Source organism: Marinobacter sp. GH_1, assembly GCF_048595985.1.
Lineage (GTDB): Bacteria > Pseudomonadota > Gammaproteobacteria > Pseudomonadales > Oleiphilaceae > Marinobacter > Marinobacter shengliensis.
Genome location: NZ_CP184460.1, coordinates 2,189,465 through 2,210,242 on the forward strand (window position 1 = coordinate 2,189,465; position 20,778 = coordinate 2,210,242).

21 protein-coding genes and 1 tRNA gene are annotated in these 20,778 nt (G+C 55.9%); 7 read left to right on the forward strand and 15 right to left on the reverse strand.

Annotated features, from left to right (window positions below; all coding sequences use genetic code 11):
• Positions 1–1,440 carry a cytochrome ubiquinol oxidase subunit I gene (locus tag ACNSOI_RS09975; RefSeq protein ID WP_072677313.1) on the reverse strand — a complete coding sequence of 480 codons (1,440 nt, stop codon included), beginning with the start codon at positions 1,438–1,440 and terminating at the stop codon, positions 1–3.
• Between the two features lie 182 nt (positions 1,441–1,622).
• On the opposite strand from ACNSOI_RS09975, the gene ACNSOI_RS09980 reads away from it, so the two are divergent.
• Together ACNSOI_RS09980 and ACNSOI_RS09985 are read left to right on the forward strand one after the other, a co-directional pair.
• Positions 1,623–2,246, forward strand: a complete 624-nt coding sequence (locus tag ACNSOI_RS09980; protein WP_420193929.1) for a class I SAM-dependent methyltransferase — start codon at positions 1,623–1,625, stop codon at positions 2,244–2,246.
• Positions 2,247–2,353: 107 nt separating this feature from the next.
• A tRNA-Leu gene (locus ACNSOI_RS09985) sits at positions 2,354–2,440 on the forward strand.
• A gap of 88 nt (positions 2,441–2,528) precedes the next feature.
• Here ACNSOI_RS09985 and ACNSOI_RS09990 read toward each other — a convergent pair.
• Complete coding sequence (locus ACNSOI_RS09990) at positions 2,529–3,257, reverse strand: THxN family PEP-CTERM protein (protein WP_420193930.1); 729 nt, start codon at positions 3,255–3,257, stop codon at positions 2,529–2,531.
• A 243-nt stretch (positions 3,258–3,500) separates the two neighbouring features.
• On the reverse strand, positions 3,501–3,692 hold the full coding sequence (locus ACNSOI_RS09995; protein ID WP_061332897.1) for a hypothetical protein: 192 nt from the start codon (positions 3,690–3,692) through the stop codon (positions 3,501–3,503).
• Positions 3,693–3,829: 137 nt separating this feature from the next.
• Between ACNSOI_RS09995 and ACNSOI_RS10000 the strand changes: the two genes are divergently transcribed.
• Positions 3,830–4,621 (forward strand): enoyl-CoA hydratase, encoded by a 792-nt coding sequence (locus ACNSOI_RS10000; RefSeq protein WP_420193931.1) that lies wholly within the window; start codon positions 3,830–3,832, stop codon positions 4,619–4,621.
• An 11-nt stretch (positions 4,622–4,632) separates the two neighbouring features.
• Here ACNSOI_RS10000 and ACNSOI_RS10005 read toward each other — a convergent pair whose 3' ends face one another.
• The 3 genes from ACNSOI_RS10005 to ACNSOI_RS10015 are packed head-to-tail and all read right to left on the reverse strand — an operon-like array spanning position 4,633 to position 6,830.
• The gene (locus tag ACNSOI_RS10005) at positions 4,633–5,127 is read right to left on the reverse strand and encodes a DUF192 domain-containing protein (protein ID WP_420193932.1); all 495 of its coding nucleotides are present in this window, start codon (positions 5,125–5,127) and stop codon (positions 4,633–4,635) included.
• Positions 5,124–5,885: an ABC transporter permease gene (locus tag ACNSOI_RS10010; RefSeq protein WP_420193933.1), complete on the reverse strand. Its 762-nt coding sequence runs from the start codon at positions 5,883–5,885 to the stop codon at positions 5,124–5,126. The genes ACNSOI_RS10005 and ACNSOI_RS10010 overlap by 4 nt, the downstream gene beginning before the upstream one ends.
• A gap of 24 nt (positions 5,886–5,909) precedes the next feature.
• Positions 5,910–6,830, reverse strand: coding sequence for an ABC transporter ATP-binding protein (locus tag ACNSOI_RS10015; protein ID WP_061332901.1), 921 nt, complete (start codon positions 6,828–6,830; stop codon positions 5,910–5,912).
• Between the two features lie 133 nt (positions 6,831–6,963).
• On the opposite strand from ACNSOI_RS10015, the gene ACNSOI_RS10020 reads away from it, so the two are divergent.
• Together ACNSOI_RS10020 and ACNSOI_RS10025 are read left to right on the forward strand one after the other, a co-directional pair.
• On the forward strand, positions 6,964–7,413 hold the full coding sequence (locus ACNSOI_RS10020; RefSeq protein ID WP_106695754.1) for a hypothetical protein: 450 nt from the start codon (positions 6,964–6,966) through the stop codon (positions 7,411–7,413).
• A 40-nt stretch (positions 7,414–7,453) separates the two neighbouring features.
• Positions 7,454–7,750 carry a hypothetical protein gene (locus ACNSOI_RS10025; protein ID WP_106695755.1) on the forward strand — a complete coding sequence of 99 codons (297 nt, stop codon included), beginning with the start codon at positions 7,454–7,456 and terminating at the stop codon, positions 7,748–7,750.
• Here ACNSOI_RS10025 and ACNSOI_RS10030 read toward each other — a convergent pair.
• The 4 genes from ACNSOI_RS10030 to ACNSOI_RS10045 form a co-directional block, all read right to left on the reverse strand.
• Entirely contained in the window at positions 7,743–8,276 is a 534-nt protein-coding gene (locus tag ACNSOI_RS10030; RefSeq protein ID WP_420193934.1) for a hypothetical protein, read from the reverse strand. The genes ACNSOI_RS10025 and ACNSOI_RS10030 overlap by 8 nt on opposite strands.
• A 215-nt stretch (positions 8,277–8,491) precedes the next feature.
• A complete protein-coding gene (locus ACNSOI_RS10035) occupies positions 8,492–9,958 on the reverse strand; it encodes a PhnE/PtxC family ABC transporter permease (RefSeq protein WP_374812930.1) in 1,467 nt (488 codons plus the stop codon).
• A gap of 19 nt (positions 9,959–9,977) precedes the next feature.
• A complete protein-coding gene (locus ACNSOI_RS10040) occupies positions 9,978–10,628 on the reverse strand; it encodes an ATP-binding cassette domain-containing protein (protein ID WP_420193935.1) in 651 nt (216 codons plus the stop codon).
• Positions 10,628–11,497 carry a putative selenate ABC transporter substrate-binding protein gene (locus tag ACNSOI_RS10045; RefSeq protein ID WP_420193936.1) on the reverse strand — a complete coding sequence of 290 codons (870 nt, stop codon included), beginning with the start codon at positions 11,495–11,497 and terminating at the stop codon, positions 10,628–10,630. Before ACNSOI_RS10045 ends, ACNSOI_RS10040 begins: the two co-directional genes overlap by 1 nt.
• Before the next feature lie 155 nt (positions 11,498–11,652).
• On the opposite strand from ACNSOI_RS10045, the gene senB reads away from it, so the two are divergent.
• Positions 11,653–12,633, forward strand: coding sequence for a selenoneine biosynthesis selenosugar synthase SenB (gene senB / locus ACNSOI_RS10050; protein ID WP_420193937.1), 981 nt, complete (start codon positions 11,653–11,655; stop codon positions 12,631–12,633).
• Here the strand turns inward: senB and selD are convergent.
• From selD to ACNSOI_RS10070, 4 genes are all read right to left on the reverse strand, one after another.
• Complete coding sequence (selD, locus tag ACNSOI_RS10055) at positions 12,617–14,893, reverse strand: selenide, water dikinase SelD (RefSeq protein ID WP_420193938.1); 2,277 nt, start codon at positions 14,891–14,893, stop codon at positions 12,617–12,619. The genes senB and selD overlap by 17 nt on opposite strands.
• Complete coding sequence (locus ACNSOI_RS10060; RefSeq protein ID WP_420193939.1) at positions 14,893–15,558, reverse strand: helix-hairpin-helix domain-containing protein; 666 nt, start codon at positions 15,556–15,558, stop codon at positions 14,893–14,895. The genes selD and ACNSOI_RS10060 overlap by 1 nt, the downstream gene beginning before the upstream one ends.
• 44 nt (positions 15,559–15,602) lie before the next feature.
• Positions 15,603–16,001 carry a hypothetical protein gene (locus tag ACNSOI_RS10065; protein ID WP_061332911.1) on the reverse strand — a complete coding sequence of 133 codons (399 nt, stop codon included), beginning with the start codon at positions 15,999–16,001 and terminating at the stop codon, positions 15,603–15,605.
• Positions 16,002–16,160: 159 nt separating this feature from the next.
• Positions 16,161–17,681 (reverse strand): bifunctional GNAT family N-acetyltransferase/carbon-nitrogen hydrolase family protein, encoded by a 1,521-nt coding sequence (locus ACNSOI_RS10070; protein ID WP_061332912.1) that lies wholly within the window; start codon positions 17,679–17,681, stop codon positions 16,161–16,163.
• A 221-nt stretch (positions 17,682–17,902) separates the two neighbouring features.
• Here ACNSOI_RS10070 and ACNSOI_RS10075 point away from each other — a divergent pair, with 221 nt between their 5' ends.
• A complete protein-coding gene (locus ACNSOI_RS10075; RefSeq protein ID WP_420193940.1) occupies positions 17,903–19,729 on the forward strand; it encodes a methyl-accepting chemotaxis protein in 1,827 nt (608 codons plus the stop codon).
• A 38-nt stretch (positions 19,730–19,767) separates the two neighbouring features.
• Here ACNSOI_RS10075 and ACNSOI_RS10080 read toward each other — a convergent pair whose 3' ends face one another.
• Positions 19,768–20,700: a hypothetical protein gene (locus ACNSOI_RS10080; protein WP_420193941.1), complete on the reverse strand. Its 933-nt coding sequence runs from the start codon at positions 20,698–20,700 to the stop codon at positions 19,768–19,770.
• Between the last annotated feature and the right edge of the window lie 78 nt (positions 20,701–20,778).

Below are 20,778 nucleotides of genomic sequence, written 5' to 3' on the forward strand. Positions count from 1 at the left end.
TCAGTGACCTCCCTCGTTGGCAGGCTTGGCGTGGCTAACATCACCTTGGCCATGTTCAATTTCAAACGGTACATGGGCGGCAGACAAAGGCCGAGCAGGGCGGTCAGATTCGTGCTCGCCTTCATCCTCGTCTTCGAGGCCCACATAGAGCACACGTAGCAGATAGTAGACGCCTGCGCTAAAGACAAGTCCATACACAACAACATAGCCAATCAGGGTGAACAGAGCCATGCCCCCGGTAAGCGACGGTGTCAGTGCCTCGGCCTGGTTCATCATGCCATACACCAACCAGGGCGAACGGCCTATCTCAGTCACAAACCATCCTGCAATCACCGCAATAAACGGGGTGATACTCATGAACCGCAAACCCTGAAGGAACCAGCGCTTCTGGTAATAGGCGCCATTGCGTCTGAGCAACAGACCAGCGAGGGCAAAGGCAATCATCAACAGTCCCAGGCCAACCATCACCCGAAAAGACCAGAACACGATACCCACTGGCGGCTGCTCTTCTACCGCAACCTCGTTCAGGCCAGGCACCTCACCATCCCATTCGTGGGTCAGGATAAAGCTGGCCAGGTTAGGAATACCAATCTCGAACCGGTTGGTCTGGTTTTCCTGGTCGGGAATAGCAAACAGCAGCAGCGGCACGTTTCGAGAGGTTTCCCAATTACCTTCCATGGCTGCGACTTTGACCGGTTGATGCTCCATGGTATTCAAACCATGAAGATCACCAATCACCGCCTGGGTCGGGGCCAGGAACAACAACATCCACAGGCACATAGACAAGGCCTTGCGGTTTGCTTCCACCTCTCGCCCACGAAGCAGGTACCAGGCGCTGACGCCAGCTACCACAAAGCCACCAGTCAGGAACGACGCCACAACCATGTGGGCGAACCGATAGGGGAAAGAGGGATTGAATATGGCCTGAGACCAGGACGTTACATGGAATACGCCGTCCCTCAATTCCACACCCGCGGGTGTGTGCATCCAACTGTTGGCAGACAAAATCCAGAACGACGAAATAAAGGTGCCAACCGCCACCATAATGGCTGCGAACAGGTGAACGCCCGCCGGCACCTTATGACGACCGAAAAGCAGCACACCCAGAAATGCGGCCTCCAGGAAAAACGCCGTGATCACCTCATAGCTAAGCATGGGGCCGAGGAAGTTGGCTGAGGCCTGGGAGAAGTTGCTCCAATTGGTACCGAACTGAAACGACATCACGATGCCTGATACCACCCCCATCCCGAATACCACGGCAAACACCTTGGTCCAGAATGCGGACAGCTTTTCCCATAGTGGATTGCCGGTTTTAAACGCCAGGCCTTCGAGGACAGCTATGAAAGACGCCAGACCGATGGAAAACACCGGGAAAATGGCGTGAAATGACACGACAAACGCGAACTGGATTCGCGATAGGATGAGAGGATCGAGTTCCATAGTACCTCCGGTAACTCAAACATAGTCAAAAAAACGGGTCAGCGCGCCCGTTCAGCCGCTGCCTTGGCTCATCTTGTCTATTGTTATTACCGGCAGTTCATTACGATGCTACGCAAATTGTAGCAATAATGGATAGGGCAGTTTGTCGCACCCCTTGATCAAAAACAATTATGGTGAGCCGCATGAGCTTTTACGAGGATAGAGTGTTACCTCACATTATCGACAAGGCATGTTCCATGGGGCAGGTGATGAAACTGCGTAGCCAGATCGTTCCGAGGGCCCGCGGCAGAGTGCTGGAGGTTGGTATGGGCTCCGGAATCAACCTGGAGTTTTATGACCAGAGCCGGGTTGAAATGGTCTATGGCCTGGAGCCCTCGGAAGGGATGAGGCGCAAAGCATTACCAAATCTTAACCGCTCGCCCATCGCGGTGGAGTGGTTGGACCTGCCCGGTGAAAAGATTCCGCTTGAGGACAACTCCGTGGATACGGTATTGCTGACGTTCACGCTCTGCACCATCCCGGACTGGCATGCGGCTTTGCTGCAGATGAAACGGGTACTGAAGCCCGGCGGCGACCTGCTGTTCCTGGAACACGGGGAGGCTCCCCATGAAACAGTCCGAAAATGGCAGCATCGCATAACCCCGGGCTGGAAAATGTTCGCGGGTGGTTGCCACCTTAACCGACAAATTGAAGACCTTATTCGCCACGCCGGCTTTGAGATTCAGGAGCTGGAAAACCTGTACATGCCCAATGCGCCGAAAATAGCCGGGTTCATCTACAAAGGGCGCGCCACCAAGCCGGTTTGATTCAAGTTGGCGGGAAAGTGAGCAATCAGAGCTGAGGGAGTGGAACAGAATTGCGTTACGCCATCGGGCCTTATACAATTCCGCCCTTCAAGAATCTCCCCTCCGATGCCCGGATGGTGAAATTGGTAGACACAAGAGACTTAAAATCTCTCGACCGCAAGGTCGTGCCGGTTCGATTCCGGCTCCGGGCACCACTATTATTTCCCTTTGCTTAAATCCGGACATAAAAAAACCGCCCCTTGAATCAAGAAGCGGCTTTCAGTGCGTCCCTTTGCTCTGAAATCAGGCAGCCTGGCGCATCTTGCGGCGAACGCCCAGTCCCAGCAGGCCCAGGCCAAGCAAGGCCAGGGTAGAAGGCTCTGGTACCGATACCGGACGAGAGGTGATCAAGCCTTTCAGCGTTGCGGTATTGGTTTTCTTTTCCTTGGTCCAGAATTCATCGGCCAGTGCACCGTCGTAGAAGAAGCCGGCGATGTCGACGAAGTAGTTTACGCCACCGATCAGGAAGCTGTCAGAAGCCCCCACGTTCAACGCGAAGGTAACCCGGTCTGCGCAGCCGTTGATGTTGATGCCGGAGTAGTTCGCGCCACCATTCGCGCAAGGCCTGTCTTCATTCGGGGTTTCCCAGTGCAGGAACTCAAAGACCGACATGACCGTTTCTTCTACGCCATCAATCTCAAGGGTTGACTGTACGGTCAACTGCGCGGAGGTCAGCGCTGGTTCATAAATCGGGTAGTTGAAGTGCGTGAAGGTACCCAGGTTGAAGGCGATGTCTTCCGTTACCAGTGCTGGTGTGGCCGCACTGTAAAAGCGGTAACCGCTTTGGCCGCCGGAGGTGGCGGGAATGCCCCAACGGATTTCGTTTGTGTTCTGGCCGGTGACGTCCGGTGCGGAGGGTGTGGTGGCGGTCCACGATCCGGTCACACTGGTGAGGTTGATAACGGCCGCACTTGCTGTTCCTACAGACAGCATGGCGGCGGTTGCACCGGCCACCAATAGTTGTTTAATCATGAGAGGCACTCCCTGTGAGTATGTCGTTGTTATGTCGCGCTCGGAAAAGCGATTCCAAGGCATACCCGGGGGTATCAGCAATTGGAGTGCCTGAAGGCGAAATTACTCAAATTAACAACAGCTAAGAGACAACAGTGCCGCTGATAGAAGGGGTGCAGGGGTGCCCTTGTAAATAATCTGGACACACCCTTTGTCGATTCAAAGGCGCTTAAACGGCCAACGGGCGGTCGTCATTAACCCGGATTATTGGCCCTGCTCCTGATCTTCCGCTTCTTGCACCGGTTGCTGGTACTGCGATTCCTGGACCGGCATTACCGGGCGTATCTGGTTGATATCGCCGGTGGGCACCCTGGGGTCATCTTTTATCAATACCATGAGGGCGCCACCCAGGATCAGGACCAGAAGTGCTATTTTTATCAGTACATTGCGAGACATAGATTCTCCTGTTTGCATTCGCCTCTTATTACCTTGAGGGCTCTGGTGCTAATTACAACCATTGTCCAAAGGTCGGTTCGACACAGGCGCAGGGTTTGGTGATACTGCCCAGACGTGTTTTGAGGGAGGAGCAGGCTATGACACAAGCAACCGGTAATCTGGTGCGACAGCGCACGGAGAATGGCATCACCACCGTAACGCTGAGTCATCCGGAGCGGCGAAACAGTCTGTCGATGGCCATGCTGGAGACATTGTCAGATGTTTTTACAGCCATAGAACAGGATTCCGAAACCCGTGTGGTGGTGCTGGCTGCCGAGGGGCACGTATTCTGCGCGGGGCATGATCTGCGGGAGATGCGTTCGCAGTTCGACAGCCATGAATTCCAGCTGGCACTGTTTCAGCAATGTAGCAAGGTAATGCAGCAGATCGTAAACCTGCCGCAGCCAGTGATCGCCAGGGTGGCGGGGGTAGCCACGGCAGCCGGTTGCCAGTTGGTTGCCAGCTGTGACCTGGCCGTGGCGGAGCAGGGGGCCCGGTTTGCCACCCCTGGCGTGAATATTGGCTTATTCTGTTCCACGCCAATGGTGGCGTTGTCTCGAAATGTCTCCCGCAAGCACGCCATGGAAATGTTGCTGACCGGGGAACTGATTGATGCGCCCAGGGCGGAATCCATCGGGTTGGTTAACCGGGTGGTCGCGGCAGACGTTCTGGATGAGACGGTGTATCGAATGGCGGCAACGATTGCCAGCAAGTCCGGGCATACCCTGAAAATCGGCAAATCTGCGTTCTATCGCCAGCTGGAAATGCCGTTATCAGAGGCCTACGAATACACCGCAGAGGTGATGGCGGCTAATGCCTGCACGGATGATGCCCAGGAGGGGATCTCGGCTTTTCTTGAGAAGCGTGACCCCAATTGGAAGCACCAGTAAGACTGTTGTTTTTATGGCTGGCAGGCCTGTTCTGCCGGCCATAAAAGCTGATCGCCCGCAGTGATGCCCCGCGCCTCGAAGAAGCCCGCATTCATTTCCACAGCGTTCCAGAACCGCTCCCCCGATGGATAGGTTGGGCAGTTCCGGCCTTCGGATGAGGGGCAGGGAGTCATCGTATGGATACTGACGATAACGCCTTGCTTATCCAGATAGGCGATGTCCAGGGGGATCAGAGTCTGGTACATCCAGAATCCGTGATTCGGTGAGCGTTCGGTCTGGTAAGTAAACAGCATGCCGGCGTCTTCTGCCAGTGTGGTTCGTTCCATCAATCCCCGTTGCCGCTGCTTGTTTTTACTGGCCACCTCAAGCACTACGGCATGCTTGTGATCGGTGGTCGCAAAGCAGGCTTCCACAGTGGGCAGCGGTTCCAGCGTATCGGCCAGTGCGGCCGGGGCAAAACCCGCCGTTATCAGCGTGGCGACAACGGCAGCGCTGAACGGACTCATGTACGCAACCTGTAACCGGTTTTGAAGATCCACCACACGGCGACCATACACAAAGCCAGGAAGACCAGGGTCATACCCACGCTGATGGCCACATGGACATCCGCCACGCCATAGAAGGCCCAACGGAAACCGCTGATCAGGTACACCACCGGGTTGAACAGGCTGATGGTTTGCCAGGTGTCGGGCAGCATGTCGATGGAGTAGAAGGTGCCACCCAGGAACACCAGAGGCGTGACGATCATCATGGGTACAATCTGCAGCTTCTCAAAACCGTCTGCCCAGATGCCAATGATAAAACCGAACAGGCTGAAGGTGATGGACGTCAGTACCAGGAACGAGAGCATCCAGAATGGGTGCAGAACCGAGTAATCCACGAACAGCCGGGCGGTGGCCAGGATGATCAGGCCGAGGATGACAGCCTTGGTGGCGGCGGCGCCCACGTAGCCAAGCACAATCTCGAAATAGGAGACCGGCGCAGACAGCACCTCGTAGATGGTGCCGGAGAACTTGGGCATGTAGATACCGAAGGAGGCGTTTGAAATGCTTTGCATCAGCAGCGACAGCATCACCAGCCCGGGGATGATGTAGGCGCCGTAGTCGATACCGCCGATCTCGCCCATGCGAGAGCCTATGGCCGAGCCGAACACCACAAAATACAGGCAGGTGGAGATCACTGGCGACAGCACACTCTGCATGACGGTGCGTTTCATGCGCGCCATCTCGAACTTGTAGATTGCTTTTACACCGTACAGATTCATTACGCTCTCCATTCGTACCGGCGGCTATTCGTGCACCAGGCCAACAAATATTTCTTCCAGCGAGCTTTCCCGGGTTTGCAGATCCCGGTATTCAATACCCAGATCCCCAAGGGTACGGAGCAGGCGGGCAACGCCGGCCTGCTGTTGCTGGGCGTCGAAGGTATAGATCAACTGGTAGCCGTCGTCTGACAGTTCCACCGGTTCCAGGGTAAGCTCGCCGGGAATCTTTTCGAGCTTGTTCTGGAGGTGCAGGCGCAGCTCTTTCTTTCCGAGCTTGGACATCAGGCGATCTTTGTCTTCCACCAGGATGATTTCACCCTGGCGTATCACCCCGATGCGGTCCGCCATTTCTTCGGCTTCTTCGATGTAATGGGTGGTGAGAATGATGGTGGTGCCGGTCTCACGAAGTTTGCGCACCATTTCCCACATGTCACGGCGCAGTTCCACATCCACTCCGGCTGTGGGCTCGTCCAGGAACAAAATACGAGGCTCGTGAGACAGCGCCTTGGCAATCATCACCCGTCGTTTCATGCCGCCGGAGAGAGACATGATGCGGTTGTTGCGTTTGTCCCAGAGTGAAAGGTCTTTCAATACCTTTTCGATGTGGGCCGGCTTGGGTGGTTTGCCAAACAGCCCACGGCTGAACGACACCGCATGCCAGACCGTCTCAAAGGAATCGGTATTCAGCTCCTGGGGAACCAGGCCAATGGCCTCCCGGGCTTTGCGGTAGTCTTTCACGATATCGTGGCCGGCGGCTTTTACTTCGCCGTCGCCTTTATTGACGATGCCGCAGATGATGGAGATCAGGGTGGTTTTGCCGGCACCATTGGGGCCAAGCAAGGCAAAAATCTCACCGGGGTAGATTTCCAGATTGACGTCTTTCAGGGCTTGAAAACCGTCGCCGTAGATCTTGTTCAGGTGCTTTACGGAAATGTCCGGTTGCACGGGCGTGTCCTGTTTTTTGAGTGACTCAGACCAGAAAGCCCGACATTTTCTCATGCTGGCAGCAGTTTAGAAACCTTTGCTATGTCGGGATTTATCCCCATAATGCCCACTTTGGAACAGCTGGGGGCGGAGAATGGTACGAGCCATCGTGATCGTAGGTTTAGTAGTGGGAGCAATTGTTCTTACGCTGTTCGGTTCGCGCCTGCTCGATACCACGGGTGATACCGCTGACCATCCCGAGTGCGATCTTCTGGCAGGTGCCTGTAGCTGGACCACCCAGGATGGCGAATGGCGAGTGAGGTTGCAGGAGGTAGAGGAGGGCGCCCAGGGCATGGAATACGTTCTTCAGGTTTCCGTTCCGAAGGCGCCCGACCGTTTTCTGGCTGTCCTTAAAGGCCAATCGATGTACATGGGGGAGTATCCGGTGCCGCTGGTTCGGGAAGCTCCGCTCGAGTACCAGGCGAGGTTTACCGCACCGTTCTGCACGACCGGCGCCGATATGATCTGGCGAATCGATCTTCAGGATGGTCAGGAAAGATTGGAAAATGTGCCCTGGACACTGGTGTTCAAAGCGCAAAAATAGTTAAATCCTGCAAAATTACAGTTGTTTCCAGGGAAAAGTGATGGATTACGGGGAAAGTGTTCAGAAGGTTCTGTTGCGCAAGATTACGAAAGCCGAGCAGGACCTGTTGCAGCTCAAACTGGACTACTGCCGGTTTGTTTTTGGCCTGTCTCATCGCGCCCGGGTAACCGCTAACGGTAAAACCTGGCTTGTGCGCTCAGTAGACGTGCAGTCGATGACCTACACAGACGACGGCACCTTCACCAAGCCCAGTGTCAGCGGCACTCCCGAAGAAGATGATACCGGCCGGCAGGTCGTTACCCTCGGTACTGAATGGGAATTGGCAACGGTCAAATAAAGGCGTTGCCGGTTACCACCTCATAGAGGCTGAATGCCGGTGGTACGAACTGATGCTCTGCCCAGAATTCCGCGCCTTCCAACCCTGCACGATAACAGGCCAGTAGTTCGCTGCTGGAGGTAAGGGTGGCGATGGCCTGGATGGCCGCCGGCTGGCGGATCCCGGTTTTCCGATGCACAATTCTGGCAACCAGCCCTGCCAGGGCGTCGTTATGGCGATTGGCTCGTGGGCTAAGGGCGCAGGCGGCACCGTACAGCCAGGCAGCCGTGTAGGCGCGCACCACCTCTGGAGCATCTGTTAGCGCAAGTCCTTTGACCCGGCAGTCACGCTCCTGCAGTGCGGCCAGGATATGCAACTTGGTAAACAGTTCCGTTTTGTCGGAAGACTCAACTGATGGGGATTCCGACTTCGGCCGGGTAGGGTGTTCCGGGGCGGGCGATTGAGTAAACGGTGCTCCCTCAATACCGCCACCATTTCCGATAACGCCACCCTGAACCAGGGATTCCTGCCGAATGAGCGAAAACATTCGCAATCCCAGCAAAGCCATCAAAATCACGAGCCCAACTTGGGTAATAACGACCAGTCCATTGACCATCATCGGTGTGCCTGCCTTTAAAACATTCGGTTAACTGCTGATGCTGCGAATTGTAACAGCGTGTAACCGAATGGCGAGCCAACTGGCCAGCAGAACGGGCAAAAGCTGGTGGCTAACTCTGAAATTGTGAACGGTATCCCAGCGCTTTAGCAGGTGGGCATGGTTTGCAGTGCTAGTTTGCGACGTATGTAACGGCCGAGGATATCGACGCCTATGTTCAGCAAGGCCGTGATCAGTATCAGGATCATGGCGCGGTCAAACTGAATGTTCTGGATGGCGGAATCCACATAGAAGCCCAGGGTGTAGATACCCAGAATGCCCAGAATCGCGGTTTCCCGCATGATGATTTCCCATCGGTAGAACAGAAACGCCAGGAACGATCGATAAACCCGGGGCACCAGTTCCCAGCTGTAGCGGGCGAAACCCTGTGGGGCGTCCGGGCGCAGGTGGATGGTGTTGGTCTGGCGGCCAATCAGGTGCCCGATGATGCCGCCGTTGTGCAGCGCGAGGGCCACCACAGCCGGCAACATGGATGGGCCCCACAGCTGCAGCAGAATGTAAGCCAGGATGTATTCCGGGGTGGAACGGGCAATCACCAGAAACACGTGGCCGGAGGTGCGGCGCACCGGCCCGCCAAAGTGTTTCGAGATCAGCGGGAATGCCAGTAGAGACAATATCCCCGTGGCCACCAGGGCGATCTGGGTGAGCACTACCGTGTTCCATATCCCAGGCAGGGCCTCGCTGACCATCACATCGCCAAGCCAGCTGGAGAAAGCCGCCAGGCCTTCACCATTGCGTAACGGCGCCGGCACAATGTCTTCGGTAAAGAAACGCTCAACGTTACCCCAGACAATCGGAAAGCCCTCTCCCAGAAAGAACGGTGCGGCCAGTATGTAGACAGGTAGTACCTTGGGCCTTACCCAGAGCGGCATGGTGGCAATTAGCACGTAAAACAGAATAAGCATCGCTCCGGCGTCGGAATACATTCCCTGGGAGAACGACGACTCCAGATAGAAACCGAGTGTAGGCAGGCCAACAAAACCGAGGATAGCGGAGGACCGCAAACCGCATTCAAGGCGGTAGGCGGTGTAGGTGCGCAGTTGAACCCAGCAGTCCGGTATCCGGGCGTACAGGAAGGCGGCAATGGCGTGGGTGCCTTTAGGCAGAAGTTGCGCCGGTTCCGGGTCAGACTCATCCAGGATTTCTGAATACACCTTGGCAAAGATGCCGGCGTAGGGGATGGCAATCGCCAACACACCGGTCAGCGGGTGAAAGCCAAAGAACTGAAGGAAGATCAGCGCCCAGAACAGTTCATGGATTGCACGGATGAACGCACAGAAAATCCGTACCGGCATGAAACGATACAAAAGCGCCAGCAGGAAGCCGAAGAAACTTCCAAGGGTGACCCCCACAAAACCAAAGGCAACCGTGCGCAGCAGAGCAGTTAACAGGCCTTCGGTACTGAAAAAATTGGGTGTAACCACTCCCAGAAAGAATTGCCCCAGATCCCGCCAGGGGTTGGCGGTGGTGATGGCAATGTCGGCCACCAGCAGGCCTGCCACGGCGATGGCAAGAAACAGAAAGCTGGCGCGAACGGTGGGATAAGAGAACATGGGGTGCCGGCGCTGCCTGTCAGTAAAGCGTCATGATATCAGACGCGTTCAGTTTGCTGGCCGGTTGGTCCAGTGCCACCTGTCCATTCTGAATACCCACGATCCGGTTACAGTAGGCAAGGGCCATATCGACATCGTGGAGTGCAATCACGCTGGTATGGAAGCGCTCTGTCAACGCGTTCATAACCAGATGCGCCATAGGGCCGTCCAGGGCAGAGATCGGTTCGTCGGCCAGCAATAACGGGGCATGCCTGTACAGGGCCCTGGCAATGGCAACCCGCTGCCGCTGGCCACCAGACAGCGAGGCCGTGGGTGACCATTGCTTTTCAGCAATGCCCAGTTGATTCAGCAGGTCGCTGATGACGGCGCGGTCCTTGCGGAACGGCCGGAGCAGGGTAAGGGTGTTGTACCACAGCGGGTGTTGGTCCAGCTGGCCCATAAACACGTTGTGAAACACCGGCAGGGCGTTGACCAGCCCAAGCCCCTGGGGGACCAGCGAGGCGTCGCGGGTCAAACGTTCATACAGCAGTTTGATCAGCGTGGACTTGCCGGCACCGCTCTTGCCCACCAGGGCCACATGCTCACCATCGTTTACCTTCAGAGACAGCGGGCCTATCACCCGCTTGTCTCCAAAACTTGCCTTTAGCTGATCAAATGAAAAGCCTGACATCAATCGATGATTCCAATGTCTTTAGCAACGCTACGAATCGGTTCGTAATCATCGTTGGAGGCGGGAATAAAGCCTTCACGGGGGAAGCTCTCCAGCAGTGCGGGGTCGTCCAGATCAAGCAGGGCCTGGCGAACCCTGTCCGTGAATCCTTCACCGAAACGGGCGTCAACGTCGCCGCGGATGGTCCACTGGTAGTTGGGGAAGCCCGGGGTTTTCCAGATAATCCGGACGTCATCTGTGTTGATGTTGCCGTCTTCAAGCTCCTTCTCCCAAACCTTGTAGTTGAGTGCGCCGACTTCATAGGTGCCGGACTCGACCAACCTCAATGTTCGGGTGTGGTTGCCGCTGTAACCGACACGGCTGAACACAGTTTCCGGCGCTTCGCCGAAACGCTGGCGGATGTGGTACTCGGGAATCAGGCGGCCGGAAGTCGAACCCTTGGAGCCAAACGTGAACGTTTTGCCGCGAACGCCCTCGGGCAATTCGTCACCGCGCTCAAGACCGGTGCTCTTGTGGGCGATGAAGTAGTTGTAAAACGCCTGGTCTTCAACGCCCTGGGCGAGTGCTTCTGAGCCGGGAACCAATGCACGGGCCTGAACACCCGACAACCCGCCAAACCAGGCCAGTTGTACCTGGTTATTGCGGAATGCAGAAATGGCGGCGGCGTAGGACTTAACTGGAATATAGCGTACATCTACCTCAAGTTGCTCCGACAGGTAATCTGCAATGCCGCGGAAGCGCTCTACGAGTTTGGTTTCGTCTTCATCGGGAATCGCGGTAAAGACAAACGTTTGTGCAGACACAGTGCCGGAGGCAAGCAGGATCAGGAAACCGGAAACAAGCCATTTCCGTATTTGCTTGGTGATCATAATCTTTCCTTCTAAAAGAGGGTGATGATGTTGCTGTGGATTGCGACCTGCAGAGGATAACGTGATTACGGTCAAGTCTGAACCGATATACGGTAGAACTCTTTACCTGGAGCATTCAGAGCGACAGAATTGTGCAAAATCTTCCTGGCAGGCCTATGAATATTAGCATTCTTACCCCGGCGGGGCCGGACTCAAAAGCGGGGAACCGCGCAACCGCCGTGCGATGGCAGCAGTTGCTGGAGCAGGCTGGCCATCAGGTAACGGTGGTTACAGGCTATGATGGAGAGCCAACAGACCTGCTGATAGCCCTTCATGCCTGGCGAAGTGCCGACGCGATCCAACGGTTCCACACCGAATGGCCTGAAAAGCCACTGATCGTCGCCCTGACCGGCACCGACATCTATCATCACCAGTACCAATACCCGGAACCAACCCATGCCTCTATGGCAGCGGCATCGGTATTGATTGGCCTGCATGATCTTGTTGCCCAGGACATTCCTGAAACCTTCCGACACAAGCTGCTTACCTTGCGGCAGTCCGCAGCCAAGCCTGCGGTTCGCGGTGGATCCCGGCCAGAGCCAGGTCAGTTCAATATCTGCGTGATCGGGCACCTGAGGGATGAGAAGGATTCCCTGCGTGCCGCTTGGGCCAGCCGGCTATTACCGGAGGAATCGGCCATCATTGTGTCCTGTGCCGGAAAGCCTCACAACGATGAGTGGCGGGAACGGGCATTGAGCGAAAGCAAGGATAACCCCCGTTTCCACTGGCTGGGACAACTGGACAAAGCGCAGCTGGAAAATCTGATGGCCGTGAGCAGCCTGATGGTGATCAGTTCTGTGATGGAGGGTGGCGCTAACGTGGTGTCTGAAGCCTGCAGGGCAGGGTTGCCGATTCTGGCTTCGGATATTCCAGGTAACCGTGGCCTGCTGGGTGAGCACTACCCCGGGTATTATCCTGTCAAGGATGAGGCTGCCCTGGCCCGGTTGATGCGCAAGGCCGAAACCGAACCGGAATTTCTGGCACAACTGACTGACTGCGTTAAGGAGCTGGCAGAAACCTTCACTCCGGAGCGCGAACGCCAGAGCCTGGAACAGGCCGTGGCGCTGGCGCTCGCTGCGGTTAATCCCGCAGGGTGATGGGTTCTATCGGGCCGTTTTCATCCTGGGCAAGTACCCGGCCGATAATCGCGGTGTGGGGATAACCCAGGCCCTTGAGCTCCCTGACACAAGCTTCCGCCACCGCTGCGGGCACGCTGGCCAGAAGTCCTCCAGCGGTTTGCGGATCAAAGATCAGGGGATAGCGGGGGTGGTTAACCCAGTCTCCCTGGTCCCGAATACCCCGGCGCAGCCTTACGTTCGCCGGCTGCAGCGAGCTTAAAATCCCTGCTGCCACGGTTTCTTCCGCACCAGGCAGAATGGGGATAGCGGTCAGGTCCAGCTCGGCATCGACACCGGAAGGCCTGGTCATTTCCACCAGGTGCCCCAGCAGGCCAAAACCGGTGACATCGGTGCAGGCCCGTGCCCCGTGGCGCAGCAAGCACTCAGCAGCAGCTTTATTGGACTGGACCATGGAGGCCAGCGCGGCATCAATCCAGCGCCCCTTGGCCGCCAAACGGGCATGGGCGGCGAACAGGGTGCCAGTACCAATGGGTTTGGTCAGCAGAAGCACATCACCGGCCTTCAGGCCGCCCTTGCTCATGACCTTGTCCGGATCGATCAGGCCATTCACCGCAAACCCGAGCGCAAGCTCCTTGCCTTCGCCGGTATGGCCGCCGACCAGTGCACAACCCGCCTCGTTAAGCACCTCCACCGCGCCAGACATCATCTGGAACACGGTATCTTCCACCTTTGATTCGATCCCGTACGGGACAGTCGCCACCGCCGTAGCGCTCTGGGCTTCTGCGCCCATGGCAAATACATCACCCAGGCTGTGATTGGCGGCTACCTTTCCGAAAATGTAAGGGTCATCAATGAACGCCCGGAAAAAGTCCACGGTATGGACCACCGCCTTACCCGGTGGCACTTTCAACACTGCAGCATCATCCGGTGCGTGCAGGCCGATGAGAATGTCGTCGCGCTCAATCGGGCGCAGCTCACCCAGTGCCCTGGACAGTACCGTGCTGCCAACCTTGGCGCCACAACCGCCGCAACGCATGGCAACGGCCGATATGGCCTGGGAGGCTTCTTCGGGATTCTGGGCGGCCGAGGTGTCTGGCAGTCTTGCGCTGTCTTCCATGGCCGGCAGGTCAGTGAATTTCTTCATGAACCGACGGTCAATCCAGTCTTTCCAGCGCCAAACCCAGGCGCCCGAAAACCCGTAATTGCCTTTGGAGGCGACGGCGAACTGGTCACCGGTGCTGATCAACGCCAGCCAGGTTTTCTGGGGATTGAACGGTCTGGGTGGTTTTCCCAGAGCCATGCGTTTGAGGTTATCCGCCAATGGCCGCCCCTGGCGCACCGCGAACACCCCGGCTTTTTCACGGGGGTGGTTCACCACGTTGGCGATGTCGCCGGCCACAAAAATGTGGTCGTCATTCGCTGTCTGCAGGGTGTCCCGGGCCCGGATAAACAGGCCGTCATCCAGTTCCAGGCCGGTGGATTCCAGCCAGGCCGGGCCGCCGGCACGGGTAACCCAAAGAACTTCGTCGGTTTGCAGTGTCTGGCCGGATTCGGTGGCCAGTAGCCCTGCGTCTACCCGGGAAACAGCATCGCCCAGATGCAGTTTTACGCCCCGGCGAACCAGTTTGTCCCGGAACACCGCACGGACCTTGGCATTATGGGTGGGCAGAATCTCGTTTGCGGCGTCGAACAGATGAAAGTGCAGTTGTTCCGGGTCTTTGCCCCGATTTGCAAGTTCATTGCGCAAGCGGAACTGCATGGCCAGGGTGAGTTCCATCCCGCCGGCACCGGCACCCACAACGGCGATGGTCATGGGGCCATCGTGGTTCTCGATGCGTGACAGCAGCGATAGCCATCGGTTGTTGAACCCGGTAATGGGCTTGACCGGTACCGCATGTTCCGCAGCACCGCTGACCTCAGCAACCCGGGGAGAGGAACCAATGTTGATCGACAGGATATCGTAGGGAACGTTCGGGCGGCCTTTGCAGATGACGCGTTTTGCCGCACGATCAATGCCAGACACTTCCGCACGGTAGAACCGGGCACCGGCATACTCTGCCAGCCGGCTCAGATCAATATGCACATCGTCATAGCTGTAATGCCCCGCCACGTAACCGGGAAGCATACCGGAATAGGGGGTGTGGGTATCACGGCATATGAGCGTGAGCCGAACGCCGGGGACCGGATTCATGGCGAATCGCTTGAGGACCCCGACGTGGCTGTGCCCGCCACCTACCAGGACAATGTCCCGTAATACAGGTTGATCGGGTGTTTGCATCAGATGACTTTCTTGGCTTCAGCAGACAGCTCACTGAACCCTTTGATGCTCTTGAAGGCTTCCAGTTTCTGTTTATCGGCATCGCTCGGGTTGGCGATCTGGTCGATGGATGTAATGCCGGCATCTTTCATCTTCTTCGCCGTTGCCGGGCCAATACCCTTGATGCGGGTCAGATCAGACTTGTCCGCCGGCTTGGCGGTTTTGGCTGCTACCGGTTTCTTTGCTGCAGGCTTTTTGGCGGCGGCAGGCCTGGCCTTGCTGGCAGCCGGTTTTTTAACGGCAGGCTTCTTGGCCGCGGGCTTCGCACTCGTCGCCTTTTTAGCGGCAGTCGTAGCCTTCTTGGCGGTGGTGTCTGCGGCTTTCTTGACGTCTTTGCCAGATTCCTTGGCTGCAATACCCAGCTTGTCCAGCAATGAGCTCTGCAGTTCGTGGAATTCGTTCATCCGGCGTTCGAACTCTTCATTGAAGCGCTTCACTTCGCGCTCACGGAGCTCGTCCATTTCCTTGAGCAGTTTACGAACCGGATCCTGAACCTGATGCTGCAGGTGGTCAAACTGCTTCAGGGCATCATTGATGAGTGTTTCAATCTGAGCCGTGGTTTTCTCGAACTCTTTGTTCACTTTTTTGACAATCTTATCAACACTGGGTTTGGCTTTCTTTGCCATAGGGCGTCTCCTTACAGAGGGGGATAGAACGATGGAACGGTGTATCAGGCCAATTGCCTCATTCCGTTGGTCGTATTCGAGCTTCGTCTGGATTTGAGGCTTTGCTTCTTCAGAAGCACTTCACGAATACGGCGTAGCTTGTCCGAAAGAGGGGAGTTATCTCCGGATTCAAGTTGAAAAAAATCAATAGAGTAGAAGAAGTTGCTACAGTGCTTTCTCTTTTCGGTAACCAGTCCGGTAACACCCTCGGCGCGGATCTCTTCAAATGGCATATCCATGATGAGGTCGAGTGTGATGGTGTCGCCGGGCTTGAACAGCTTGTCGGTTTTCATCACGCAGCCGTAGCTGTCTAGCTCATAAAGGCGAGCTTCCACGGTTTCTTTGCGAAACAGGCCGTGGCGTACGCGGAAACGGGCAACAAGATCCGGTAGTTCTTCGTTCATGAAATGCTTTCTCTGCCTCTGAGATCAGCCAGATTATTTGAGCATAAATTAAACAATAGACGGGCTATTTAATTTTGGCAATGCCATCAGCTGTCTACCGTAACCCTTTCATGGAATAGTTCAACATCCGCCCCCCGCAAAGGGGGCCAGATGCGGTCGTTATCTGGTTTTCAATTCGTACAGATCAACACGACGATCTTTCAGATTGGTGACTGAGCCTTCGTTACGTACCAATTTGAGTTTCTCCAGGTCCATATCCGAGAACATGATCATTTCGGTGTTCGGGGTGGTCTCCGCCATCACGGCATCGTGCGGGAATGCGAAGTCAGACGGTGAGAATACGGAGGATTGCGCGTATTGGACGTCCAGGTTCTCAACCTTGGGCAGGTTGCCGACACTGCCGGTGATCACCACATAACACTCGTTTTCGATGGCGCGGGCCTGGGCACAATGGCGAACCCGCAAGTAGCCGTTTTTGGTGTCGGTCCAGAAGGGTACACAGATGATGTCCACATCCTGGCTGGCAGCTACGCGCCCGAGCTCCGGAAATTCGATGTCGTAACAGATCATAATGGCAACCCGGCCGGCATCTGTATCGAATACCTGGAACTTGTCGCCGCCTTCAATAACCCAGTCGCGGCGTTCATGGGGCGTGATGTGGATCTTGCGTTGCTCGTCCACGCGGCCATCCCGATGGCACAGGTACGACACGTTATAAACCCGGTCGTTCTCGATCAGCGGCATGGAGCCGGTGATAATGTTGATGTTGTAACTGACCGCCATTTCCGACATTTCATTGCGGAACTGCTCGGTAAAACCGGCAAGGAAACGAATGGCGCGGGTCTGGTCCATCTGGTCGGTCAGGCCCATCAGGGGTGCGTTGAAGAATTCCGGGAACAGGGCAAAGTCACTTTTGTAATCAGACAACGCATCCACGAAATACTCAACCTGCTTCAGCACTTCCTCCACTGAGGTGAATTCCCGCATCTGCCATTGCACGGCACCCAGGCGAACCTGGGTTTTCTTCACGTTCAGCACCGAGGAGGGCGGGGTATACAGGATGTTCCGCCATTCCAGCAGGGTGGCATAACCCAGCGACTTTTCATCTTCCGGAAGATATTTGTGCATCAAACGGGTTACCTGAAAATCGTTGGACAGCTGAAAGGTGAGAATCGGATCGTAGATCTCTTTGCGGTCGACGCGATGGATGTACTCTTCCGGCGTGTACTGTTCGGAATACTTGAAGTAATTGGGGATACGCCCGCCTGCGAGAATAGCCCGCAGGTTCATGGAACGGCAAAGTTCCTTGCGGGCTTCATAGAGCCGCCGGCCCAGGCGGTAGCCCCGGTACTCGGGATGAATAAATACATCCAGGCCATAGAGCGAATCGCCATTGGCGTTGTGCCAGATTTTCTCGTTACGGAGGATCAGGTCGTCGTAGGCGTGGGGGTTGCTGAAGCGCTCGTACTTAACGCATACGGTCAACGCAACGGCCACCAGGTGCCCGTTGTCTTCAATACAGATCTGACCGTCCGGGAACTGCTCAACCAACGCCTTGATGGTTTCCTTTGGCCATGCGCCCCCGATATCGTCGTAAACCTCGTCCATCAGCTCCTGGAGCTGGCTGTAGTCTTCAAGCGTCAGGTTTCGCAGATTCAGGTGGAGCTCTTCATGGGCCATCTGGTGTATCTCCTTTGGTTTGGCAGCCTTGGTTGCCTGTAAGTCCATTCTAACAAAGAGTTCTAAAGACTTCGCTCAAATTGCCGTTAGTCAATTAATTCACATCTATAATTGATGAGAAGCTGATTGAAACAACCTCAGTCTTATCGGAGGGACTCCCCTTGCAATTCTCATTTTCTCAGAAACTGCTCGTTGCCGTAGGTGCTCTCATCATAATGCTGATGGCTGCGTTGACAGTGGCAACGGATATCAGGCTCAGATCAACGACGGATCGTTATGTTGACGCGCTTATGGCCGACGCGGTAGAGCAGAGTACGTCCAGTATTTCCGATTGGCTCAACACTCGCCTGGACATGGCTGAGGCGACGGCCAACGCCCTTGAGGGCATCCGCACCGACAATATGGCCCGTACCCTGATGGAAGCGATGACGCGCGGCGGCAATATTATGGATGTCTATGCCGGCACCGAGGACGGCCGGATGCTAATGCGGAGCCCAGAGGTGGAAGCGACACTGCCACCTGACTACGACCCCCGCACCCGCCCCTGGTTCCAGGGAGCCCAGCGGTTAGGGCGTTCATCATTCACTGAGCCCTATCAGGATGCCAGCACTGGCGCGACCATTATCTCCGCCATGGCCCCGATCAAGTCCGGTTTATATAAAGGAGCAGCCGGCATGGATATCGGGCTTGGCACGATTGACCGAATGTTGTCGACGATCACCCTGGCCGATACCGGGTTCGCCGCACTGGTAAACGAGAAAGGCACTGTGCTCTTCTACCCGGACTCAGAGGTGGTCGGAAACAACATTTCGGACATTATCGGCCAGCGGCCCGCTCTTGATGGCAGCCAGCATACATTTGAGATGGACGGCGCCCGCTGGAGTGTCAGTTTTCATCCGATAGCCGATGCCCGGGCTGTGGAGTGGTACCTGGTGACGTTTGTTAACGAGGACCTGATCAACGCTCCGATTGTTGAGGCCCGGGTGGGCGGCCTTGTCATTGCCGCTGTGGGTTTGATAGTTGCCCTGGTGGCGCTGTATTTCGGAATACGATTGCTGATGGTGCCGGTGCGCCGCCTGAACAGTGCGATGTCCAGTATTGCTTCGGGTGATGCAGATCTTACCCGCCGACTGGACGATTCCGCTTCGGACGAGTTTGGCGCACTGGCGCAAAGTTTTAACCGATTTGTGGAGAACATTCAGCAGGTTGTCCGGGAAGTCAAAGAGGGTAGTGATGACCTGGATGAGAATGTGACCGCCTTGCGCAACACCTCCAGTACCAGCCGTTCGAGCGTTGAGAGCCAGCAGAGCGAGATTGACATGATTGCTACGGCCATCAACGAAATGTCTGCTGCTGCCGGAGAGATTGCCCAGAACGCACAGCAAACAGCGGAAGCGGCTGAGAATGCCGATCAGGAGAGTCGCGAGTCGTTGCTGACGGTGACTGCGTCGAGGGATGCGGTGCAAAAGCTTTCCAATGAGGTTAATGCAGCTGCTGAAGTCATCGACACGCTGGGTAAGGATGTGTCGTCCATCACCACGGTGCTGGAGGTTATTCAGGGCATAGCAGAACAGACCAACCTGCTGGCACTGAACGCCGCAATCGAGGCCGCAAGGGCAGGGGAAGCGGGGCGTGGCTTTGCGGTGGTGGCAGACGAAGTACGCAACCTGGCCCAGAGGACCCAGTCTTCCACTGAGGAAATCAATAACATGATCGAGCGTCTGCAGAAAGGCGCCGGCGATGCGGTGGAAGTGATGAAGGCGTCAACGGCGGTGTCTAATGTCAGTATGGAAAAAGCCCAGGACGCCATGGAATCCCTGAACCGGATTGCCGAGGCCATCACCGCCATCAGCCAGATGACGTCTCAGATTGCCACAGCGTCTGAGGAGCAAACCTCGGTTACCGAAGAGCTGAATGCCTCCATCACCCGGATTGCGGACCAGGGCAAGGAAGCAGCCAAAGCCGCCAGTGAAAACGATGTGTACAGCGGGCACATTGAAACCATTGGCAGAACATTGAATGAAAAAGTGACCCGCTTCCGCGTATAGCGGAGGCTGGCCATGGACGGCCAGCGGGTCATAACCTTTCAATCAGGTGAGGCAATCTGGCTCAGATAATCGAGCCGGCGACGCAGGTTTTCCAAAGTGTGCCGCCCCACATACATGGATTCCTCGCTGAGGTACGGGTTCTCCAGGGTTATCACTTTGCGCTGCTCAAGCCCAAGCTCTGTCACTGCGCGACCGAACCATCGCTTCAGGTAAACTGCAAAACTGCCATCTTTGATGGCGCGTTCTATTCCCAGCTGTAACCGATGGGCGGCCTCCTGATCATTTGGAGCGACAAAAAGATAGGATGGCATGTGGTAGGCGAACAGAATGTTGGGTTCGATGACCAGATCGTCTGCCCGATTGTGTTCAAGGTCAAACAATACTTCACCAACGCCACGGGCAAAGCATTCAAAACGTTCATTGCGCAGCATACCAAACAGGATTTCATAGCGGGTGTGCGTAACCACCTGCAGGCCGTTGGCCTCGAGAATCGGCGTGTCTGGCCAGTGAGAGCCCTGGCCAATCCGGATTTTTCTTGAAGTCAGGTCATCTATGTTCTGGATGCCCTCGAACTGGGGCAGATGCTTTGGTAACACCAGGCACACCCGAAAGCCCAGCAAGCCGCCGTCTACCGGCAAGGGAATAGGATTGAGAAATTCCTCCCGTTCAGCGGTGGTCGCAACATTGGCAATATCCACCAGCCGGTTATTATTGTTGGCCAACTCTCGCAGTACCCGGCCCTGGCTCAGTTCCTCACTGCGCACGACCGTGAAGTCGCCGTATTCCGACGTTTTGGCCAGTGCCAGTTCCACCAGTGACCGGATGGCCGGGTTATCGTAATTCCGGTACCAAAGAATAAAGGTGCGCTTGTCATCCGGTTCGACCGACATGGCTGGAGCGGGCAAAGACAAACACAGGGCCAGAAGAAACCCCGGTAGATAACGATGAATGAAACGATTTCGTGCAACCAATGCCTTGTTCCTTAAGTGGCGCGCCCCCTAACTGTAGAACAGAATCTGTTACTGAAACCGGATAACTTTCAAAAATAC